Annotated in this window: 11 protein-coding genes and 1 pseudogene; 5 read left to right on the plus strand and 7 right to left on the minus strand. The window is 65.1% G+C overall.

From position 1 onward, the window contains the following. Positions 1-74: 74 nt before the first annotated feature. The 3 genes and pseudogenes from nudC to IPF76_RS03380 form a co-directional block, all read right to left on the minus strand. Positions 75-944 carry an NAD(+) diphosphatase gene (nudC, locus tag IPF76_RS03370; RefSeq protein ID WP_293839632.1) on the minus strand — a complete coding sequence of 290 codons (870 nt, stop codon included), beginning with the start codon at positions 942-944 and terminating at the stop codon, positions 75-77. Beyond that, a complete protein-coding gene (locus IPF76_RS03375; protein WP_293839635.1) occupies positions 944-2230 on the minus strand; it encodes a serine hydrolase domain-containing protein in 1287 nt (428 codons plus the stop codon). The genes nudC and IPF76_RS03375 overlap by 1 nt, the downstream gene beginning before the upstream one ends. Then, positions 2227-3245, minus strand: a pseudogene (locus tag IPF76_RS03380) (A/G-specific adenine glycosylase). The gene IPF76_RS03375 and the pseudogene IPF76_RS03380 overlap by 4 nt, the downstream one beginning before the upstream one ends. 47 nt (positions 3246-3292) lie before the next feature. Between IPF76_RS03380 and IPF76_RS03385 the strand changes: the two are divergent. The 4 genes from IPF76_RS03385 (at position 3293) to smc (ending at position 9068) form a co-directional block, all read left to right on the plus strand. Next, positions 3293-3865, plus strand: a complete 573-nt coding sequence (locus IPF76_RS03385; protein ID WP_293839638.1) for a DciA family protein — start codon at positions 3293-3295, stop codon at positions 3863-3865. 17 nt (positions 3866-3882) lie between these two features. Beyond that, the gene (locus IPF76_RS03390) at positions 3883-4599 is read left to right on the plus strand and encodes a thioredoxin domain-containing protein (protein ID WP_293839641.1); all 717 of its coding nucleotides are present in this window, start codon (positions 3883-3885) and stop codon (positions 4597-4599) included. A gap of 35 nt (positions 4600-4634) precedes the next feature. Further along, positions 4635-5375, plus strand: coding sequence for a thioredoxin domain-containing protein (locus tag IPF76_RS03395; protein WP_293839644.1), 741 nt, complete (start codon positions 4635-4637; stop codon positions 5373-5375). A 249-nt stretch (positions 5376-5624) separates the two neighbouring features. Then, the gene (smc, locus tag IPF76_RS03400; RefSeq protein WP_293839647.1) at positions 5625-9068 is read left to right on the plus strand and encodes a chromosome segregation protein SMC; all 3444 of its coding nucleotides are present in this window, start codon (positions 5625-5627) and stop codon (positions 9066-9068) included. A 1-nt stretch (position 9069) separates the two neighbouring features. Here smc and ubiA read toward each other — a convergent pair whose 3' ends face one another. The 4 genes from ubiA to IPF76_RS03420 all read right to left on the minus strand — a co-directional run bounded on the left by ubiA (position 9070) and on the right by IPF76_RS03420 (position 13279). Beyond that, entirely contained in the window at positions 9070-9978 is a 909-nt protein-coding gene (gene ubiA, locus IPF76_RS03405) for a 4-hydroxybenzoate octaprenyltransferase (protein WP_293839650.1), read from the minus strand. Between the two features lie 66 nt (positions 9979-10044). Next, positions 10045-10683, minus strand: a complete 639-nt coding sequence (locus tag IPF76_RS03410; protein WP_293839653.1) for a hypothetical protein — start codon at positions 10681-10683, stop codon at positions 10045-10047. Positions 10684-10712: 29 nt separating this feature from the next. After that, a complete protein-coding gene (locus IPF76_RS03415; RefSeq protein WP_293839656.1) occupies positions 10713-11303 on the minus strand; it encodes a TadE/TadG family type IV pilus assembly protein in 591 nt (196 codons plus the stop codon). Beyond that, complete coding sequence (locus tag IPF76_RS03420; RefSeq protein WP_293839659.1) at positions 11303-13279, minus strand: TadE/TadG family type IV pilus assembly protein; 1977 nt, start codon at positions 13277-13279, stop codon at positions 11303-11305. The genes IPF76_RS03415 and IPF76_RS03420 overlap by 1 nt, the downstream gene beginning before the upstream one ends. A gap of 204 nt (positions 13280-13483) precedes the next feature. On the opposite strand from IPF76_RS03420, the gene IPF76_RS03425 reads away from it, so the two are divergent. Then, positions 13484-14233 carry a 16S rRNA (uracil(1498)-N(3))-methyltransferase gene (locus IPF76_RS03425; protein ID WP_293839662.1) on the plus strand — a complete coding sequence of 250 codons (750 nt, stop codon included), beginning with the start codon at positions 13484-13486 and terminating at the stop codon, positions 14231-14233. Positions 14234-14262 lie beyond the last annotated feature (29 nt).

A 14262-nucleotide genomic window follows, 5' to 3' on the forward strand; every position in this document is an offset into this window, starting at 1 on the left:
GCCAGCCCTTCAGGCAGCATGGTTTGTAAGAAAACCCAGCTTCTTCGAACCAATCTCTCGTCGCGTTTCGATCATCAACCCGCCCAATCCTCGAGCAAATAACGCGCGATCGCCAGTGTCGGCGGCGCCAAAAACGGCGCCCCCATGTCGCCCGCGAGCGCGGCGCGAACCTCGGCCTTATTGACCCACATCGCCGCCTCGATTTCGGTCGTATCGAGCGTCAGCGCCGGATCGGTCGCGACGGCGCGGCAGCCGATCATCAACGACGAAGGGAAAGGCCAGGGCTGGCTGGCCACATAGGTTACGTCCGAAACGCGAATCCCCGCTTCCTCGAACAATTCGCGCGCCACCGCTTCCTCAAGCGATTCGCCGGGCTCGACGAACCCTGCCAGCGCCGAGAAGAAGCCCGGTGGGAAACCGCCCTGCCGCCCAACCAGCACCCGCCCCTCGCATTCGGCGAGCATGATGACCACCGGATCAACGCGCGGGAAATGTTCGGCGTTACAACTGCCACAGCGGCGTCCCCAGCCACCGCGAAACACGTCGGTCGACGACCCGCACACTGCGCAGAAGCGATGCCGGGCGTGCCAGTCGACCAGGCTTCGCGCACCGCCGTACAGCGCCGCTTCCGGCCCCGACAGCAGCGGCAGCAAGCGCATGACGGTGCGCGAGCGCGCATCGATGCGCACCCCGGCGGGCGCTTCGCGGACAAAATGGGGGATACCAGCATCGTCGAGGCCGAGCAGGAGCAGCGCGCGCTCGTCGGCAGGGTCCAGCGCCTCCCAGCAAAGCCCCCCGCCCTCGCCTGGCACACAATCGATCCCGTCGAGCAGAAGGCAGCGTGCGCGCGGATCGGCAACCGCGGCGGCGAAGCCTTCGGCATTCGTCCGCAACTGATCGGCGCGGTCGAGCCACGCGCCGGTAAATCCGAGCGGCAACGGCATCAGGTCATCACATCCTTGAAAAAGGTCTCGCCGAACTTCTCCTGAAAAGGCAGCGCGCCCGAGGGCATATATTGCGCATAAGCCGCGGCGCGATAGCCTAGCCCGCGGTGGACGAAACCGATCGTGCCCGCGGCACCTGCCCAGCCAAAAATGCCCTCTCCCCCCGGCGAGGTTGGCAGCGATACACGCCCCCCCGCGCCAAAGCCCTGGCCATCGATGAACGTCCCTTTCCGGTTGACGCTATCGCTGATCAGGTTGGACATGGCGAGCCGCGCAGTCGCCGCGTTCATCACCCGTTGCCCGCCCGTCGCGCCTTCGCCGAGCAGCATCGCCAGGAAGCGGTCATAGTCGCGCGCGCTCGACACCAGCCCGCCGCCGCCGAACGGATAGGGTGGCGGGTCGAGATAGATCGAGCTGGTCGCGGGATCGAAAGGGATCAGCGCGCCGCCATAGGGTGCATAGTTGCTGGTAAAGCGCCCAACGTCCTTGGCACCGACCTGGAAACTCGTACTGGTCATGCCCAGTGGATCGAATAGCCGCGCTTTCAGGAAGGCATCGAATGGCTGCCCCGACGCGACCTCGATCACCCGCCCGAGCAGGTCGAGGCTGATCGAATAGCTCCACTGAGTGCCGGGCTCATAGATCAGCGGCAGCGCCGCGAGCCGGTCGGCCATCGCCGCCAGACTAGGTGCCGGCGTGACAGGCGCCATGCCGGGGATCGGCAAACGGCTCGCCGAGCCGCCGACGATACCGGCATCGTCATAGGCCTTTTTGATCGGCCCCTTCTGGATGATATTATAACCGAGTCCTGCGGTGTGGGTGAGCAGGTGGCGCACGGAGATCGCGGTTTTCACCGGACGCAGATCGGTGATCGACCCGTCAGGGATGTTTTGCACGCGCATCTTCGCAAATGCTGGCAGGAAGTCGGCAATCGGCTGGTCAAGCTTCATCTTGCCGTCTTCGACCAGCAGCATCGCGGCGATGCCGGTGACCGGCTTGGTCATGGAATAAAGCCGCCACAAGGTGTCGGGACCAACCGGAACGGCATCACCCAGCGACTGCACCCCGGCACCGAAAAATTCGGCCGCCTCCTGCCCCTTGCCGATCGCAGCGAGCGTACCGGCGAGTTCGCGGCGGTCCACGAAGCCTTTAATGAAGGCGTGGGTGGCTGGATAAAGCTGTGCCCCGCCTTCCTTCCACGCGAAAGCGGCGCGCGGCAGCAGCGCGGCACTGCCCCCCAGCGCCAGGCCACCGAGTAGCGCGCGGCGCGAAACCATCATGTTCATCCGTCTCTCTCCAGCATCTTGCTTATCAGCTTGCGATAGAGCGTCGGCAGCCCCGCCGCGTCAAGGTCCGAGATCGGCCACCATTCGCCTTCCGCTGCGGCATCGCGGGATTCGCGGTGCACGAGTTTCAGGGTCAGGTCGAAATGTGTGAAGCCATGATCGACCTCGGCGATGCCCGACTCGGTCGGACGCGCATCGGTCCAGTCGCCGCCCGGCAGCGCGCGCATCCCACCGAGCATGCCTTTGCCGGGACGCCGGACGAGCCATATCCGCGCGTCGCGCTCGATCCAGTGCGCCAGCCCGTGGCGGCGCGGTTTCGCCTTCTTCGGCGGCTTGAGCGGCAACCGCTCTATATCCGGTCGCCCCTGCGCACGGCAATCGGTCATCAGCGGGCATGTCGCACAGGCGGGGCCGCGCGGGCGACAGATGGTCGCGCCGAGATCCATCAGTGCCTGCGCAAAATCGCCCGGTCGGTCCTCCGGCACCAGCGGCGCCAATGCGGCGCGAATTTCGCGCTTGGCGAGTGGCAGCGGGGTTTCAATCAGCCGATAGCGTGCAATCACGCGCTCGATATTGGCGTCGATAACGACGGCGGAACGACCAAAGGCGATCGCCGCAACCGACGCCGCAGTGTAGTCGCCGATCCCTGGCAGCGCGCGAAGCTCGCCTTCGCTTTCGGGAAAGCGCCCGCCATGCTGCGCAACCACCACCCGCGCGCAGGCCAGTAAATTGCGGGCGCGGGCGTAATAGCCCAGCCCGCCCACGCCGCCATGACATCGGCATCCTCGGCCGCTGCCAGATCGACGACCGTCGGCCATCGCTCAGTAAAGCGCTCGAAATAGCCCGCCACCGCGGCGACGGTGGTCTGCTGCAACATGACCTCGGCCATCCAGATGCGATAGGGATCTGGAGCCGACGCGCTGCCCGGGGCGTTCCGCCATGGCAGAACCCGCGCCGCGCGATCATACCACGTCAGCAGGCGCGCCGCGAAGTCGCTGGCAATGTCCTCATCGATGTCGGAAGTCTGGACGCTCACCCCCTGCCTATGGCATGGCACCCACGATGACGAAAGATAGCGGCGATGGCCCGCCCGCCAATAAGGCGAAGGTGACGGCAGCGGTGAAAAAGCCCAAAGCGCCGGTGCGCGTCTATGAACGCCAGCGCGGCGGCGAGGCGCGCATGATTTCCGACCTTGTCCCCGAAATCGGCCGCGCCGCCTTTCGCAAATTCGGCTTCATCCAGAGTTCGGTGGTGAGCCGCTGGCGCGAGATCGTCGGTGACCGGCTCGCCGATGTCACCCAGCCCGCGATGATCCGTTTTCCCGTCGGTGCGAAAGCAGGCGGCACGCTCCACCTGACGATCAGCGGCGCGCATGCCCCGATGTTGCAGCATGTCGCGCCCGACATCGTCGCCGCGGTCAACCGCTTCTTTGGTTATGCCGCGGTCGCGCAGGTCCGCATGACGCATGGCCAGGTGACGCCCGCCGCGCCCGTTCAGCCACCGGCAATGCTCAAACCCGTACCCGCCGAGCTGGGGGATAGCCTGCGCGACATCGGCGATCCGGAACTGCGCACCGTGCTGGAACGCATGGCGTCGGGGCTGGCCGCCGCGCCCAAACTTCCTCGGATCAGTTGAAGAAAGACCCGCCGAAGATGGCCACATTTGACGATTTACCGCTCGATCGCCGCACCGCCGTGCTCGCGCTGTCGGGCGCTGCATTGACCCTGATCGCGGCAACACCGGCGAAACCCGCGCTCTGGTCGTCGAAGGTGACGACAAGTTCGATCGGCGCGCATGTCGTCGGCAACCCTGCGGCCAAGGTTAGGCTGGTCGAGTATTTCAGCTACACCTGCCACGTCTGCGCCGATTTTGCGAAGCTCGGCTCGACGCCGCTCAAGGCCCAATATATCGACCCTGGGCTGGTCCAGTTCGAATATCGCAACCTGGTGCGCGACCCGGTCGACATGACCGCGGCCCTGCTCGCACGCTGCGGCGGCCCGGCGGCGTTCGCGCGCAATCATCAGGCGATTTTTGCTGCTTTCGAAACCTGGATGGCCAAGGTGACAAAGGCCACCGACGCGCAGAAGACCAGCTGGTTCGAAGGCACCACTGCGCAGCGCGCGCGCAAGATCGCCGCCGACACCGGTCTCGCGGCGCTGATGCGCGCGCGCGGCTATCCGCAGACGCAGCTCGACGCCGCGCTCGACAGCGAAGTCGCGCAGGCCGAACTCACCGGGATGACCAATATCGGGCGCGGCGCCGACCGCGTCGGCGGCACCCCAACCTTTTTCGTCAACGGCCGCATCGCCGAAGTCACCGCCTGGCCCGCGCTCAAATCGAAACTCGACCAGGCGATCAAGGGATCGTAAAAGCCCCCCAATTTGTTTCCGGAGAACAGCACATCATGACCGCATCGCTTCGTATCGCCCTTCTCTCTTCGCTCGGCGCATTCGCGCTTGCCGGTTGCGGCGGCGGCGCCAGCGACCCCGCCAAGGAACAGGATGTCGTCGCCAAGGTTGCGGCGCCCGCGGGTAAAAGCTGGTCGCAGGTCGTCAGCTTCGACGGCGACGGGGTGGTGATGGGCAACCCCGCCGCGCCAATCAAACTTGAGGAATTCGGCGCCTTCACCTGCGGCCATTGCGCGCAATTCGCCAAAGATTCGCATGAAGAGCTGAAGCGCGACTTCGTAGATACCGGCCGCGTGTCGTACAAGCTGACCCCGTTCATGCTGCATCCGGTCGATGCGATCGCTGGCGCGATCGTCAAATGCACCGGCCCGGACCGCTTCTTCCCGCTCGCCGACGCGACCTTCCTTGAACACGAAGCCTTCATCGCCGGTGCGCAAAAGCCGCAGCCGGGGATCGAGGCGGCAATGCAGCTTCCCCCCGAACAGCGCTTCACCGCGCTCGCCAAGGGCTGGGGCATCGATCAATTTTACCAACAGCGCGGCGTTCCCGCCGCGACAATCCAGCAGTGCCTGAGCAAGGTCGACAATGTCTCGGCTATCGAAAAGGGCACCAACGCGGGGGTCGAAAAATATCAGATCACCGGCACCCCGACATTCGTGCTCAACGGCCAGGTCGTCGAAGGCATCAATACCTGGGGACTGCTGCGCGACCGCCTGCGCACGATGGGCGCGCGCTGATCCAATCAAGTTCCTCCCTGTCGCGCAGCGATGGGGAGGGGGGACCGTTCACGAACGAGTGGTGGAGGGGCGCGTCATTGCCCCTCCGTCAGCGCTTTGCGCTGCCACTTCCCCATGGCTTCGCCACAGGGAGGAACAATATCTGCCCCTTGCGACTCCCCCGTCTGCGCGGCATGACGGCTGCTTGGGGGGATATGTGACACCAAGGTTGCAACATCCGCGATTCGATCAACTGCACTGGACCATTCCGTGCAGATAAAACGCCTGCGCCTTACCGGTTTCAAATCCTTCGTCGAACCCACCGAGCTGCGCATCGAACCCGGGCTGACCGGCGTTGTCGGCCCCAATGGCTGCGGCAAATCGAACCTGCTCGAGGCGATCCGCTGGGTGATGGGCGAATCCAGCCCCAAATCGATGCGCGGCGGCGGCATGGAAGACGTTATCTTCGCGGGTACCGCGTCGCGCCCGGCGCGCGATTTCGCCGAGGTCGCGCTGCACTGCGACACCGAAGGCGCACTCGTTGCTGGCCTGTCGGATGGCGGCGACGGCGACGACCTGGAAGTCATCCGCCGCATCGAACGGGGTACAGGATCAGCCTATCGCGCCAATGGACGCGATGTGCGTGCCAAGGACGTCGCGCTGATCTTTGCCGATGCCGCAACCGGCGCGCATAGTCCGGCGCTGGTCAGCCAAGGCAAGATCGCGAATGTCATCGCGGCCAAACCGACCGAGCGCCGCGCCATGCTAGAGGAAGCCGCCGGGATCGCGGGGCTGCATGTGCGCCGCAAGGACGCCGAACAGAAATTGCGGGCGACCGAAACCAACCTCACGCGCCTGTCCGAAATTACCGCCGACATGGAAGTGCGCGCCAATGCGCTGCGGCGGCAAGCGCGCGCGGCGGAGAAATACAAGAAGCTGAGCGACGAGATCCGTATTGCCGAGGGGCGGCTGATCTATGCGCGCTGGCGCGATGCCGCCGCCGCCGCCGATCAGGCGCGCCGCGACAGTGATGCCGCCGAGGCCGCGGTCAAGACCGCGCAGCACGAGCTGGAAACCGTCTCTGCCGCGCAGACCGAGGTCGCGACGCGCGTCGCGGCGGCGCGTGGCGATGCCCAGGTGCAGCGCGATGCGCTTGCCGTGGCGACTGCGACCCAACTTCGCTTGCAGGGCGAAGAACGCGCCGCACGCCAGCGTCTTGAAGATCTTGCGGAGCAGCAGACGCGGATCGCCGACGACCGTGCGCGCGAAAGCGAATTTGCCCGCGACGCGCATGGCGCGCTGACCGCGCTCGATACCGAGACCAAATCGCTGTCGCAGGCCATCGCCGCGCACGATGCGGGAAAGACGGCGCTCGCCGACGCCAATCTGGCGGCGCAGGCCCAGCTGCGCGACGCCGAAGTAGCGTTGGCCCAAGCGCGCGCCAAGGCCGCCAGCGAAGCCGCCGACCGCCGCATCGCGGTTTCGGCCCGCGACAGCGCTGACGCTGCGGTGCGCCGGATCGCCGCCGACAAGGCGCGCGTCGATGCGGAAATCGCCGCGCTGGGCGACAGCGCAGCGTTGGCCGCAACCCATGCCGCCAGCGTGAAGGCCGCTGAAACTGCCGAAGCCGCGATCGCCGCCGCCGAAACCGCGCTACAAACTGCCGAGGCCGATCGCGAAGCGACCGCCGCGGAGCTTGCGGGGGCCGAAGCCGGGCTTGCCGAAGCGCGCACGGCGCTGGCTGCGCTGGACGGCGAGACGGCGACGCTTGAACGCGCACTGGCGGCCGGACGCCGTGATGACAGCCGCATCCTTGATCAGCTTCGCGTCGCGGCAGGTTTTGAAGCCGCGCTCGCCGCAGCGCTCGGCGACGATCTCGACGCCGGGACCGACAAGGCTGCGGCGCGCAGTTGGAGCGGCGCCGATCCGGCGAAGGAAGACCCCCCGCTGCCCGCTGGCACGCAGCCCCTCGCCGCATTTGTTACGGCACCCGCTGCGCTTGCGCGCCGCCTCGCGCAGGTCGCGGTCGCCGACAGTGACAGCGGGCAACCGCTTGCCGTGGGTCAACGGCTCGTCACCACCGACGGCGTGATGCGCCGCTGGGACGGCTTTGTCACACGCGGCGACGGCGCCACCGCGACCGAACGACTGCAACGCCAGAACCGCCTTGACGCGCTGGCGGCGCAGCGTCCGCAAGTCGAGCTTGGCGTCCAGGAGTTGCGCGACCGCCGCGATGCCGCGGCTACCAAAGCTGCCGAGCTAACCGAATTCGCCGCCGCCGCACGCAAATCACTGGCGCAGGCTGATGAGACCCGCCGCACCGCGCTGCGCGCCGCCGATCAGGCGCAAGCTGCGCTCGATCGTCACCGCGACGCCGCGGCGCTGTTCGACCGCCGCCTCACCGAAATTTCCGTCGTGGCCGAAGAAGCGGCGGAACAGTTGGCAGCGCAGCAAACGGTACTCGCCGCGCTGCCCGATGACAACATCGCGCGCGCCGCGCTCGACGCCGAGGAACAGACCGCCGAGCGCGCGCGAAGCGACGCCAGCAGCGCCCGCGAAATGCTCGCCACGCATGAGCGCAGTCTTGCGAGCCTGAGCGAACGACAGGCTGTCGTCACCGCCGAGATCAAAAGCTGGAAGGCGCGCGCGGGCGAAGCGGCGCGGCGCGTGAACGAAATGGACAAGCGCGCCGACGCGCTGACCGCCGAGACCGACAAGCTCGCCGACGCCCCTGCCAAGCTCGCCGAACAGCGCGTCGCCGCCGAAGGGCAGCAGGCCGCGCTCCGCGACAAGGTCGCGGCGGCCGAAGCACAGGAACGCGCCGCCGAAGCGGCGTTGCGTGAGGCCGAAACCGCACTCAATGCGATCCGTGAAAGCGTCGCCGCGGCACGCGAAACCCGCGCCGGTGCTATCGCGCGTTCCGAAAACGCCGAGCTGCGGCGCATCGAGATGGGCCGCCTGTCGGGCGAACGCTTCGAATGCCCACCGCCACTGCTGCCGCAAAAGGCGGGGTTCGACGGCGAGAGCGTGTCCGATACCGGACAGGAATCGGCGCAGCACGACCGGCTGATCGCCGATCGCGAACGGCTGGGCCCGGTCAATCTGGTCGCCGCCGACGAACTGGTCGAACTCGACGCCGAACGTGAAAAGAGCGCAGCCGAGATCGAGGAACTGACCCAGGCCGTCCACCGGCTGCGCGGATCGATCGGCAATCTCAACCGCGAAGGACGCGTCCGCCTGCTCGCCGCGTTCGAGACGGTGAACGGCCATTTCCAGCGGCTGTTCACGACCCTGTTCGACGGAGGGCAGGCGCATCTCGAACTCATCGATTCGGACGACCCGCTCGAGGCCGGGCTCGAAATCATGGCGCAGCCACCGGGCAAGCGCCTCGGCACCCTCACCCTGCTGTCGGGCGGCGAGCAGGCGCTGACCGCGGTCGCGCTGATCTTCGGCCTGTTCCTGACCAACCCGGCGCCGATCTGCGTCCTCGACGAAGTCGATGCGCCATTGGATGACGCCAATATCGAGCGTTTCTGCGACCTGCTCGACCGGATGACCCGCGAAACCAACACCCGCTATCTGATCGTGACCCACAATGCGGTGACGATGGCGCGCATGCACCGCCTGTTCGGGGTGACGATGATCGAAAAAGGCGTCAGCCGGTTGGTGTCGGTTGACCTTGGCGCTGCGGAGGAACTGCTCGCGGCGGAATGAGTTAGGGCGCCATCCCGACCACCAGCATCGCCGCAAACACCAGCAACCCGGCAAAACGATTGCTGCGAAATTTGGCGAGTGCATCCTCGCCATTCGCGGGATCGAGAGTGACAATCTGACCGACAAAATGCACGGCTGCGGGTAACAGTGCGACGAATACCAGCGGGTCCGGACGCGCTGTCCACAGTGCGCCGCCCCAGCCGGCGAGTGCAAAGCCATAGCAAAACCCAACCCCGCCCTTCACATGACGCCCCATTGCGCGCGCACTCGATTTGACGCCAATCAACATATCGTCCTCGATATCCTGGAGGGCATAGATAGTGTCGTACCCGATCACCCACGCGATGCAGCCGGCATAGAGCAAGGGCAGCGCCATCCCCTCGCCCCCGCCGACCGCGATCCAGGCGACGAGCGCACCCCAGCTGAACACCAGCCCCAACCACGCCTGCGGCCACCAGGTGATACGCTTCATGAAGGGATAGCCAGCGACGAGAACCAGGCTGGCCAGCGCAACGATTTGCGCGGGCCACGGCAACTGGAGCAGCACGAGCAGGCCGACGAGGGAAAGCAGCACGGCCCAAAGCGCGGCATTGCGCACCGACACCACCCCACTCGCGATCGGGCGCGATGCGGTGCGCGCCACCTGCGCGTCGAGGTCGCGGTCGACGATGTCGTTATAGACGCAGCCCGCGCCGCGCATCGCAATCGCGCCGAGCAGGAGCCACAGGAACAATGGCCAATGGCTGATCGCCCCGCCGCCAAGCGCCAGTGCCCAGGCGCAGGGCCAATAAAGCAGCCACCAGCCAATCGGCCGGTCGAACCGCGCGAGCAGCGCATAAGGCCGCGCCGCGGCGGGCAGCAGCGCGACAAAGCCACGCAACTGGCTGTCGGGAGGATGGGTAGAAGTCATTGGCAGCGGCGCATGTAGCAGCCGCAGTGCCAACGATAAATGGCTATCGGTTGATCGGTCCGGCGATTAGGTACAGCTGGAAACTGCAGCCGCCGGGGCAGGGTTATAGACTTGCGACAGATCGCGGCCTTCGCGGATGTTGAACGCCGCCGTCGACCTGATCCGCGGCGTGCCGAACCATGCAGCGCCGACCATCGGCTGATAGTCATAGAATATCTCGACAAACATCACTGCGGTGCCACTGGCTGCGGTCACTTCGCGCCCTGCGTCGCCCATGCCGGCGAAACCGGTTCCGGTCGCGCCGGTGCCTTGCGGACCATAGGCTGAATCGATGTCCAGATCGCCGTAACAACGCTGCCACTTGATCCATTGACCGCCGTCAGGGTTGCGTTCGAGGCTCGACAGGATGACGCGTCCGTTGGCGCGGAAATTCATCCCGCGCGCCTGTTCTTCAACGCCGGTGAAAACTTCGTTGATGTCGATCTCGCGCACACGCGGCAGCGACAAATTGCTGCCAAAGGCAATGCGCGACGCGTTGTCGGCGGCGCTCAGCCCGATCTGGCTGACGCGCGTATGCGCCATCGTCAGATTGGCGAGCTCGATGCCGGCAAAGCCCACGAGGGCGAGCAGCGGAATGCAGAAAGCCATTTCGATCATGACTACCGCACCGCTGTCGCGCGCCAGGCGAAGGATCTCGGCACGCATCCGTCGGCGCGCCCGTTGCAGAAGAGCGATCATGTGCAAATCACCTGTTTGGTCGATGTCGCCGCATTATAAGGCTGGTTGCGCAGCACCGTGGTTGCCGTCATCGAGCTCTGCTGCGACTGTCCCAGCATTCTCCATACTGGCAGGACGCGGTCGATTTCGAGCGTCGCTGTGTACAGGACAACGTCTTCGGCACCGCCATTGCCAGTCTGGCCGCGGTCGGCATCCCAGCTGGCATTGCCATTGACGTCCTCGAAACACTCGCCGCTGTCATACTGACCGTTGCTGTTCGAATCGGTGAAGGCTTCGGGATCGCCGACTTCGCTGTAGCTGTCATATGCCTTGCGAACGAAGGTGACATCGCCGTTTTTAAAGACGTTCAACACCTTTTGGCGGACCTTTGCATCAAGCGCCGCCTGATTGAGCGCATTGCCCTCGAGCGTGGCATCGCGGGCCGCCTTGCTGACGGCGCCCTGCAACACCTGCTTGCCATAGATCTGCCACGAAAAGTCGAAAATTCCCATCAGGATGAGCAGGAACAGCGGCGCGGTCAGCGCGAACTCGACGATCGCATTGCCGCTCTCGCTGCGGCGCAGGCGGCGGAGGAACGACCGGCGCATCACTGCGACAACCGCAGTTTCGAGATTTGCCGGGCGATCGCCTGGAAATTCTCGTTAAGCTGCGCCGCGTTATTCGCCTGATAGGCCTTGCCCGGCGTCGCACAGTTGGTGAGCGAGCTGTTCAGCGCGACGCCAAAGCTCACCACCCAGACGGTGATATTCTTGCCCTTCGCCTTCTCGCACAATTGCGCGAACCGGTTGTTGTGGCGCGTCGTCAGATCAGAGTCGCTCGTGCCGCCGACGCGTTTGAAAGTCCATTCATAACCCTGAAAACCCAGATTGCCCATGTTGGCCGACATGTCGCCGTCGGTCATGAAGACGATGTGACGGCTTATCGGGCGGTTATTTGGTGCAGTCGCGTTTTCGTCGGCAAACATGCCATCGGCGGACAGCAAGCGAACGCCCCACACCATGCCTGCGTCATGATAGGTACCACCGACGGGCTGGAGCGAATTGACATAGCTGTTAAAGCTCGACCGGTCGCTGGCCGTTTGCGTCGTCAGCTTCATCGCGGCTGCCGGACAAACGCCCCAACCGTTGCTCCAATATTTGGAATAACGCTGCCAGCTGCCGTTCGTGCTACTGTCTTTGGTCACGCTCGTATAATTCACAGTACGGGCGCTGGTCGTCGAAGACGGCGTGTTGCCTGGCCCGCTAGCGCGCGGGAACGATACCTCGGGGATCAGCAGCTTCCATTTGGTGTCGTCGTCGCTTGTCGGCGCCGTATCGACGTCCATGTCAAACGCGGCCGACGGGGCCGTCGCGTTCGCCGCAAAAGCGGTCGTCTTGCGCTCGATTACACAGCCCCCCCAGGTCGCCGAATAGGCTGCTCCGAAGTCGCCGGTCGCTGTCGCAAGTGCGCTCCCCGCCTTCACCGACGACACGTCAAATGTTTGGTCGTCATAGATGTAATTCTGCTGACGATCCTCAGTCACTGTCTGCGGCTGGGTGCGGATATATTCCATCGTCCGCTGTTGCTCACGACATGTGTTCGGGCTGGTTGTCCAGACATAGCGATACTGTGTGTACCGATAGGGCTGGTTCGAATTTCGGGTTGTGATGCGCTTGTCGTCGCCCACCGTCTGACCCGTCTGCACCGTGCTCGAGGAGCCAAAGCTGGCTGCGGATGTTGACGACTTCGTGGTTTGTGGACAGGTCGTGCTGTTTTTCCCCGAAACCGTCGAGCCGTTGTTCGCCCAATCGACGGCAACATAGGCCGTACCATTCGTGGCCGACCCGTTGTTCGTCGTGGAAGCGTTGATCCACGATGGCGGCTGGGCGGTACGCGACGGCAATTTGGTCGTATTGGAAAGCCACGCCGGATTCTTGGCATAGAGAATTTGCCCGACATTCGCCGACGAGCTATATGGCACGACGCCAAAGCGTAGCCGCCCATCGCCCATTTCTGCGCCCGTCAGCGTATCGAAAAAGTCCATCGTCGCATCTTTGAGCGCGGTGATGCGGTTGACCGAGTCGCCCGAATTGGTCGTTGCCATCGACCCGGTGACATCGAGCACCATCATCACGTCGGCGTTGGATATTTCCAGTTTCGCCGCGCAGCTGACCGTCAGGTCAAACTCTTCATAATCGAAAATCTGCATCAGCGCGGTTGGCAGGGTCGCGGTTGCGGTACCCGCAACGCTCGACGCGCCCTGCGCCACCGACGTGAACGTCACGTCGGTGCTGCCATAGGCGCCGTCTGCATAGTTAAAGTCGAACATCTTGTCGGCTTCGGCCTGCGCCGCGGTCGAGTAAGTGCTGCCCGCCATTGCGCGGCGCCCGGCCAGCACGCCGGCGTCGCACGCTTGTTGCAAGCGCAGCTGCGCCATATAGGCGCGCCCGATATCGACGCCCGATCCGACAAGTCCGATCACCGGCAGCGCGGCCGCCGCGGTCAGGAACATTGCGTTGCCGCGTTTGTCGCGCAACAGCCTCTTGGTACCCAGCCGCAGCCGGCTGAAAACGGTCCCTCGCATGGTCTAACCCCTCTTGGTCCAGACACGCGGCCCACTACAGATGCGTGGCTGGCACCTCGCACTAGGGCGGAACTGCTTACCAAACTCCTAATCGCCTGTTGCCCGATTTGCGCCACATGCGGCCATTTTGACCCGGATCGGGACACTATGGCGCCAGCACGCGGCGGGTGCGCAAAATATCCGCGTCTGCTATTGCTCCATCCCATGCCCGCGACTCCCGCCTGGCCGCCCGCCAGCACGCCCCGCCTGTTCATTGATATGCCGCTGGCGCCAGGCGCCGCGCCGACGATCGACGGCCCCGCCGCCCATTATCTGCTCAATGTTATGCGGCTGAAGGGCGGCGCGCCGATCCTGTTGTTTGATAACCGCAGCGGCGAGTGGCTGGCCAGTGTCGCCGATGTCGGCAAACGATCGCTAACCGTCCACATCGAACATCAGACCCGCCCGATCGAACAGGTTCCCGACCTATGGCTATGTTTCGCGCCGGTCAAAAAGGCGCGGCTCGACTGGATCATCGAAAAGGCGACCGAGCTTGGCGTCGCGCGGCTGCAACCCGTGATTACCGAACGCACGATTGTCGAACGCGTCAAGCGCGAGCGGATCGAGGCGCAGATCATCGAGGCATGCGAACAGTGCGGGCGCACCGCGCTGCCGGAACTCGGCGAACCCGTCAAACTGGCGCAGCTACTCGTGCACTGGCCCGCCGATCGAGCGTTGCTGTTCGCAGACGAAGCCGGCGGCGTGCCGCTTTCCGATGTCGTCGCGCCGGCGCCCGCTGCGATCCTCATAGGCCCCGAGGGTGGCTTTACGGCGCGCGAGCGCGACCTGCTGCTCGAGCATGCCGCGGTACGTCGCATCGCGCTCGGCCCGCGCATCCTGCGCGCCGAGACTGCCGCTATCGCCGCGATCAGCTTATGGATGGCGCAGCAGGGCGATTGGGTGGGCGGCGCCTGAAGGCGCGAAGCTGTTCCGTTACCGGACAG

This window comes from Sphingopyxis sp. (genome assembly GCF_016704835.1).
Classification (GTDB): Bacteria; Pseudomonadota; Alphaproteobacteria; order Sphingomonadales; family Sphingomonadaceae; genus Sphingopyxis.

Coding starts and splice junctions, on each gene's coding strand:
- nudC (WP_293839632.1), bottom strand. CDS start 944: ATGCCGTTGCCGCTCGGATTTACCGGCGCGTGGCTCGACCGCGCCGAT.
- IPF76_RS03375 (WP_293839635.1), bottom strand. CDS start 2,230: ATGAACATGATGGTTTCGCGCCGCGCGCTACTCGGTGGCCTGGCGCTG.
- IPF76_RS03385 (WP_293839638.1), top strand. CDS start 3,293: ATGACGAAAGATAGCGGCGATGGCCCGCCCGCCAATAAGGCGAAGGTG.
- IPF76_RS03390 (WP_293839641.1), top strand. CDS start 3,883: ATGGCCACATTTGACGATTTACCGCTCGATCGCCGCACCGCCGTGCTC.
- IPF76_RS03395 (WP_293839644.1), top strand. CDS start 4,635: ATGACCGCATCGCTTCGTATCGCCCTTCTCTCTTCGCTCGGCGCATTC.
- ubiA (WP_293839650.1), bottom strand. CDS start 9,978: ATGACTTCTACCCATCCTCCCGACAGCCAGTTGCGTGGCTTTGTCGCG.
- IPF76_RS03410 (WP_293839653.1), bottom strand. CDS start 10,683: ATGCGTGCCGAGATCCTTCGCCTGGCGCGCGACAGCGGTGCGGTAGTC.
- IPF76_RS03415 (WP_293839656.1), bottom strand. CDS start 11,303: ATGCGCCGGTCGTTCCTCCGCCGCCTGCGCCGCAGCGAGAGCGGCAAT.
- IPF76_RS03420 (WP_293839659.1), bottom strand. CDS start 13,279: ATGCGAGGGACCGTTTTCAGCCGGCTGCGGCTGGGTACCAAGAGGCTG.
- IPF76_RS03425 (WP_293839662.1), top strand. CDS start 13,484: ATGCCCGCGACTCCCGCCTGGCCGCCCGCCAGCACGCCCCGCCTGTTC.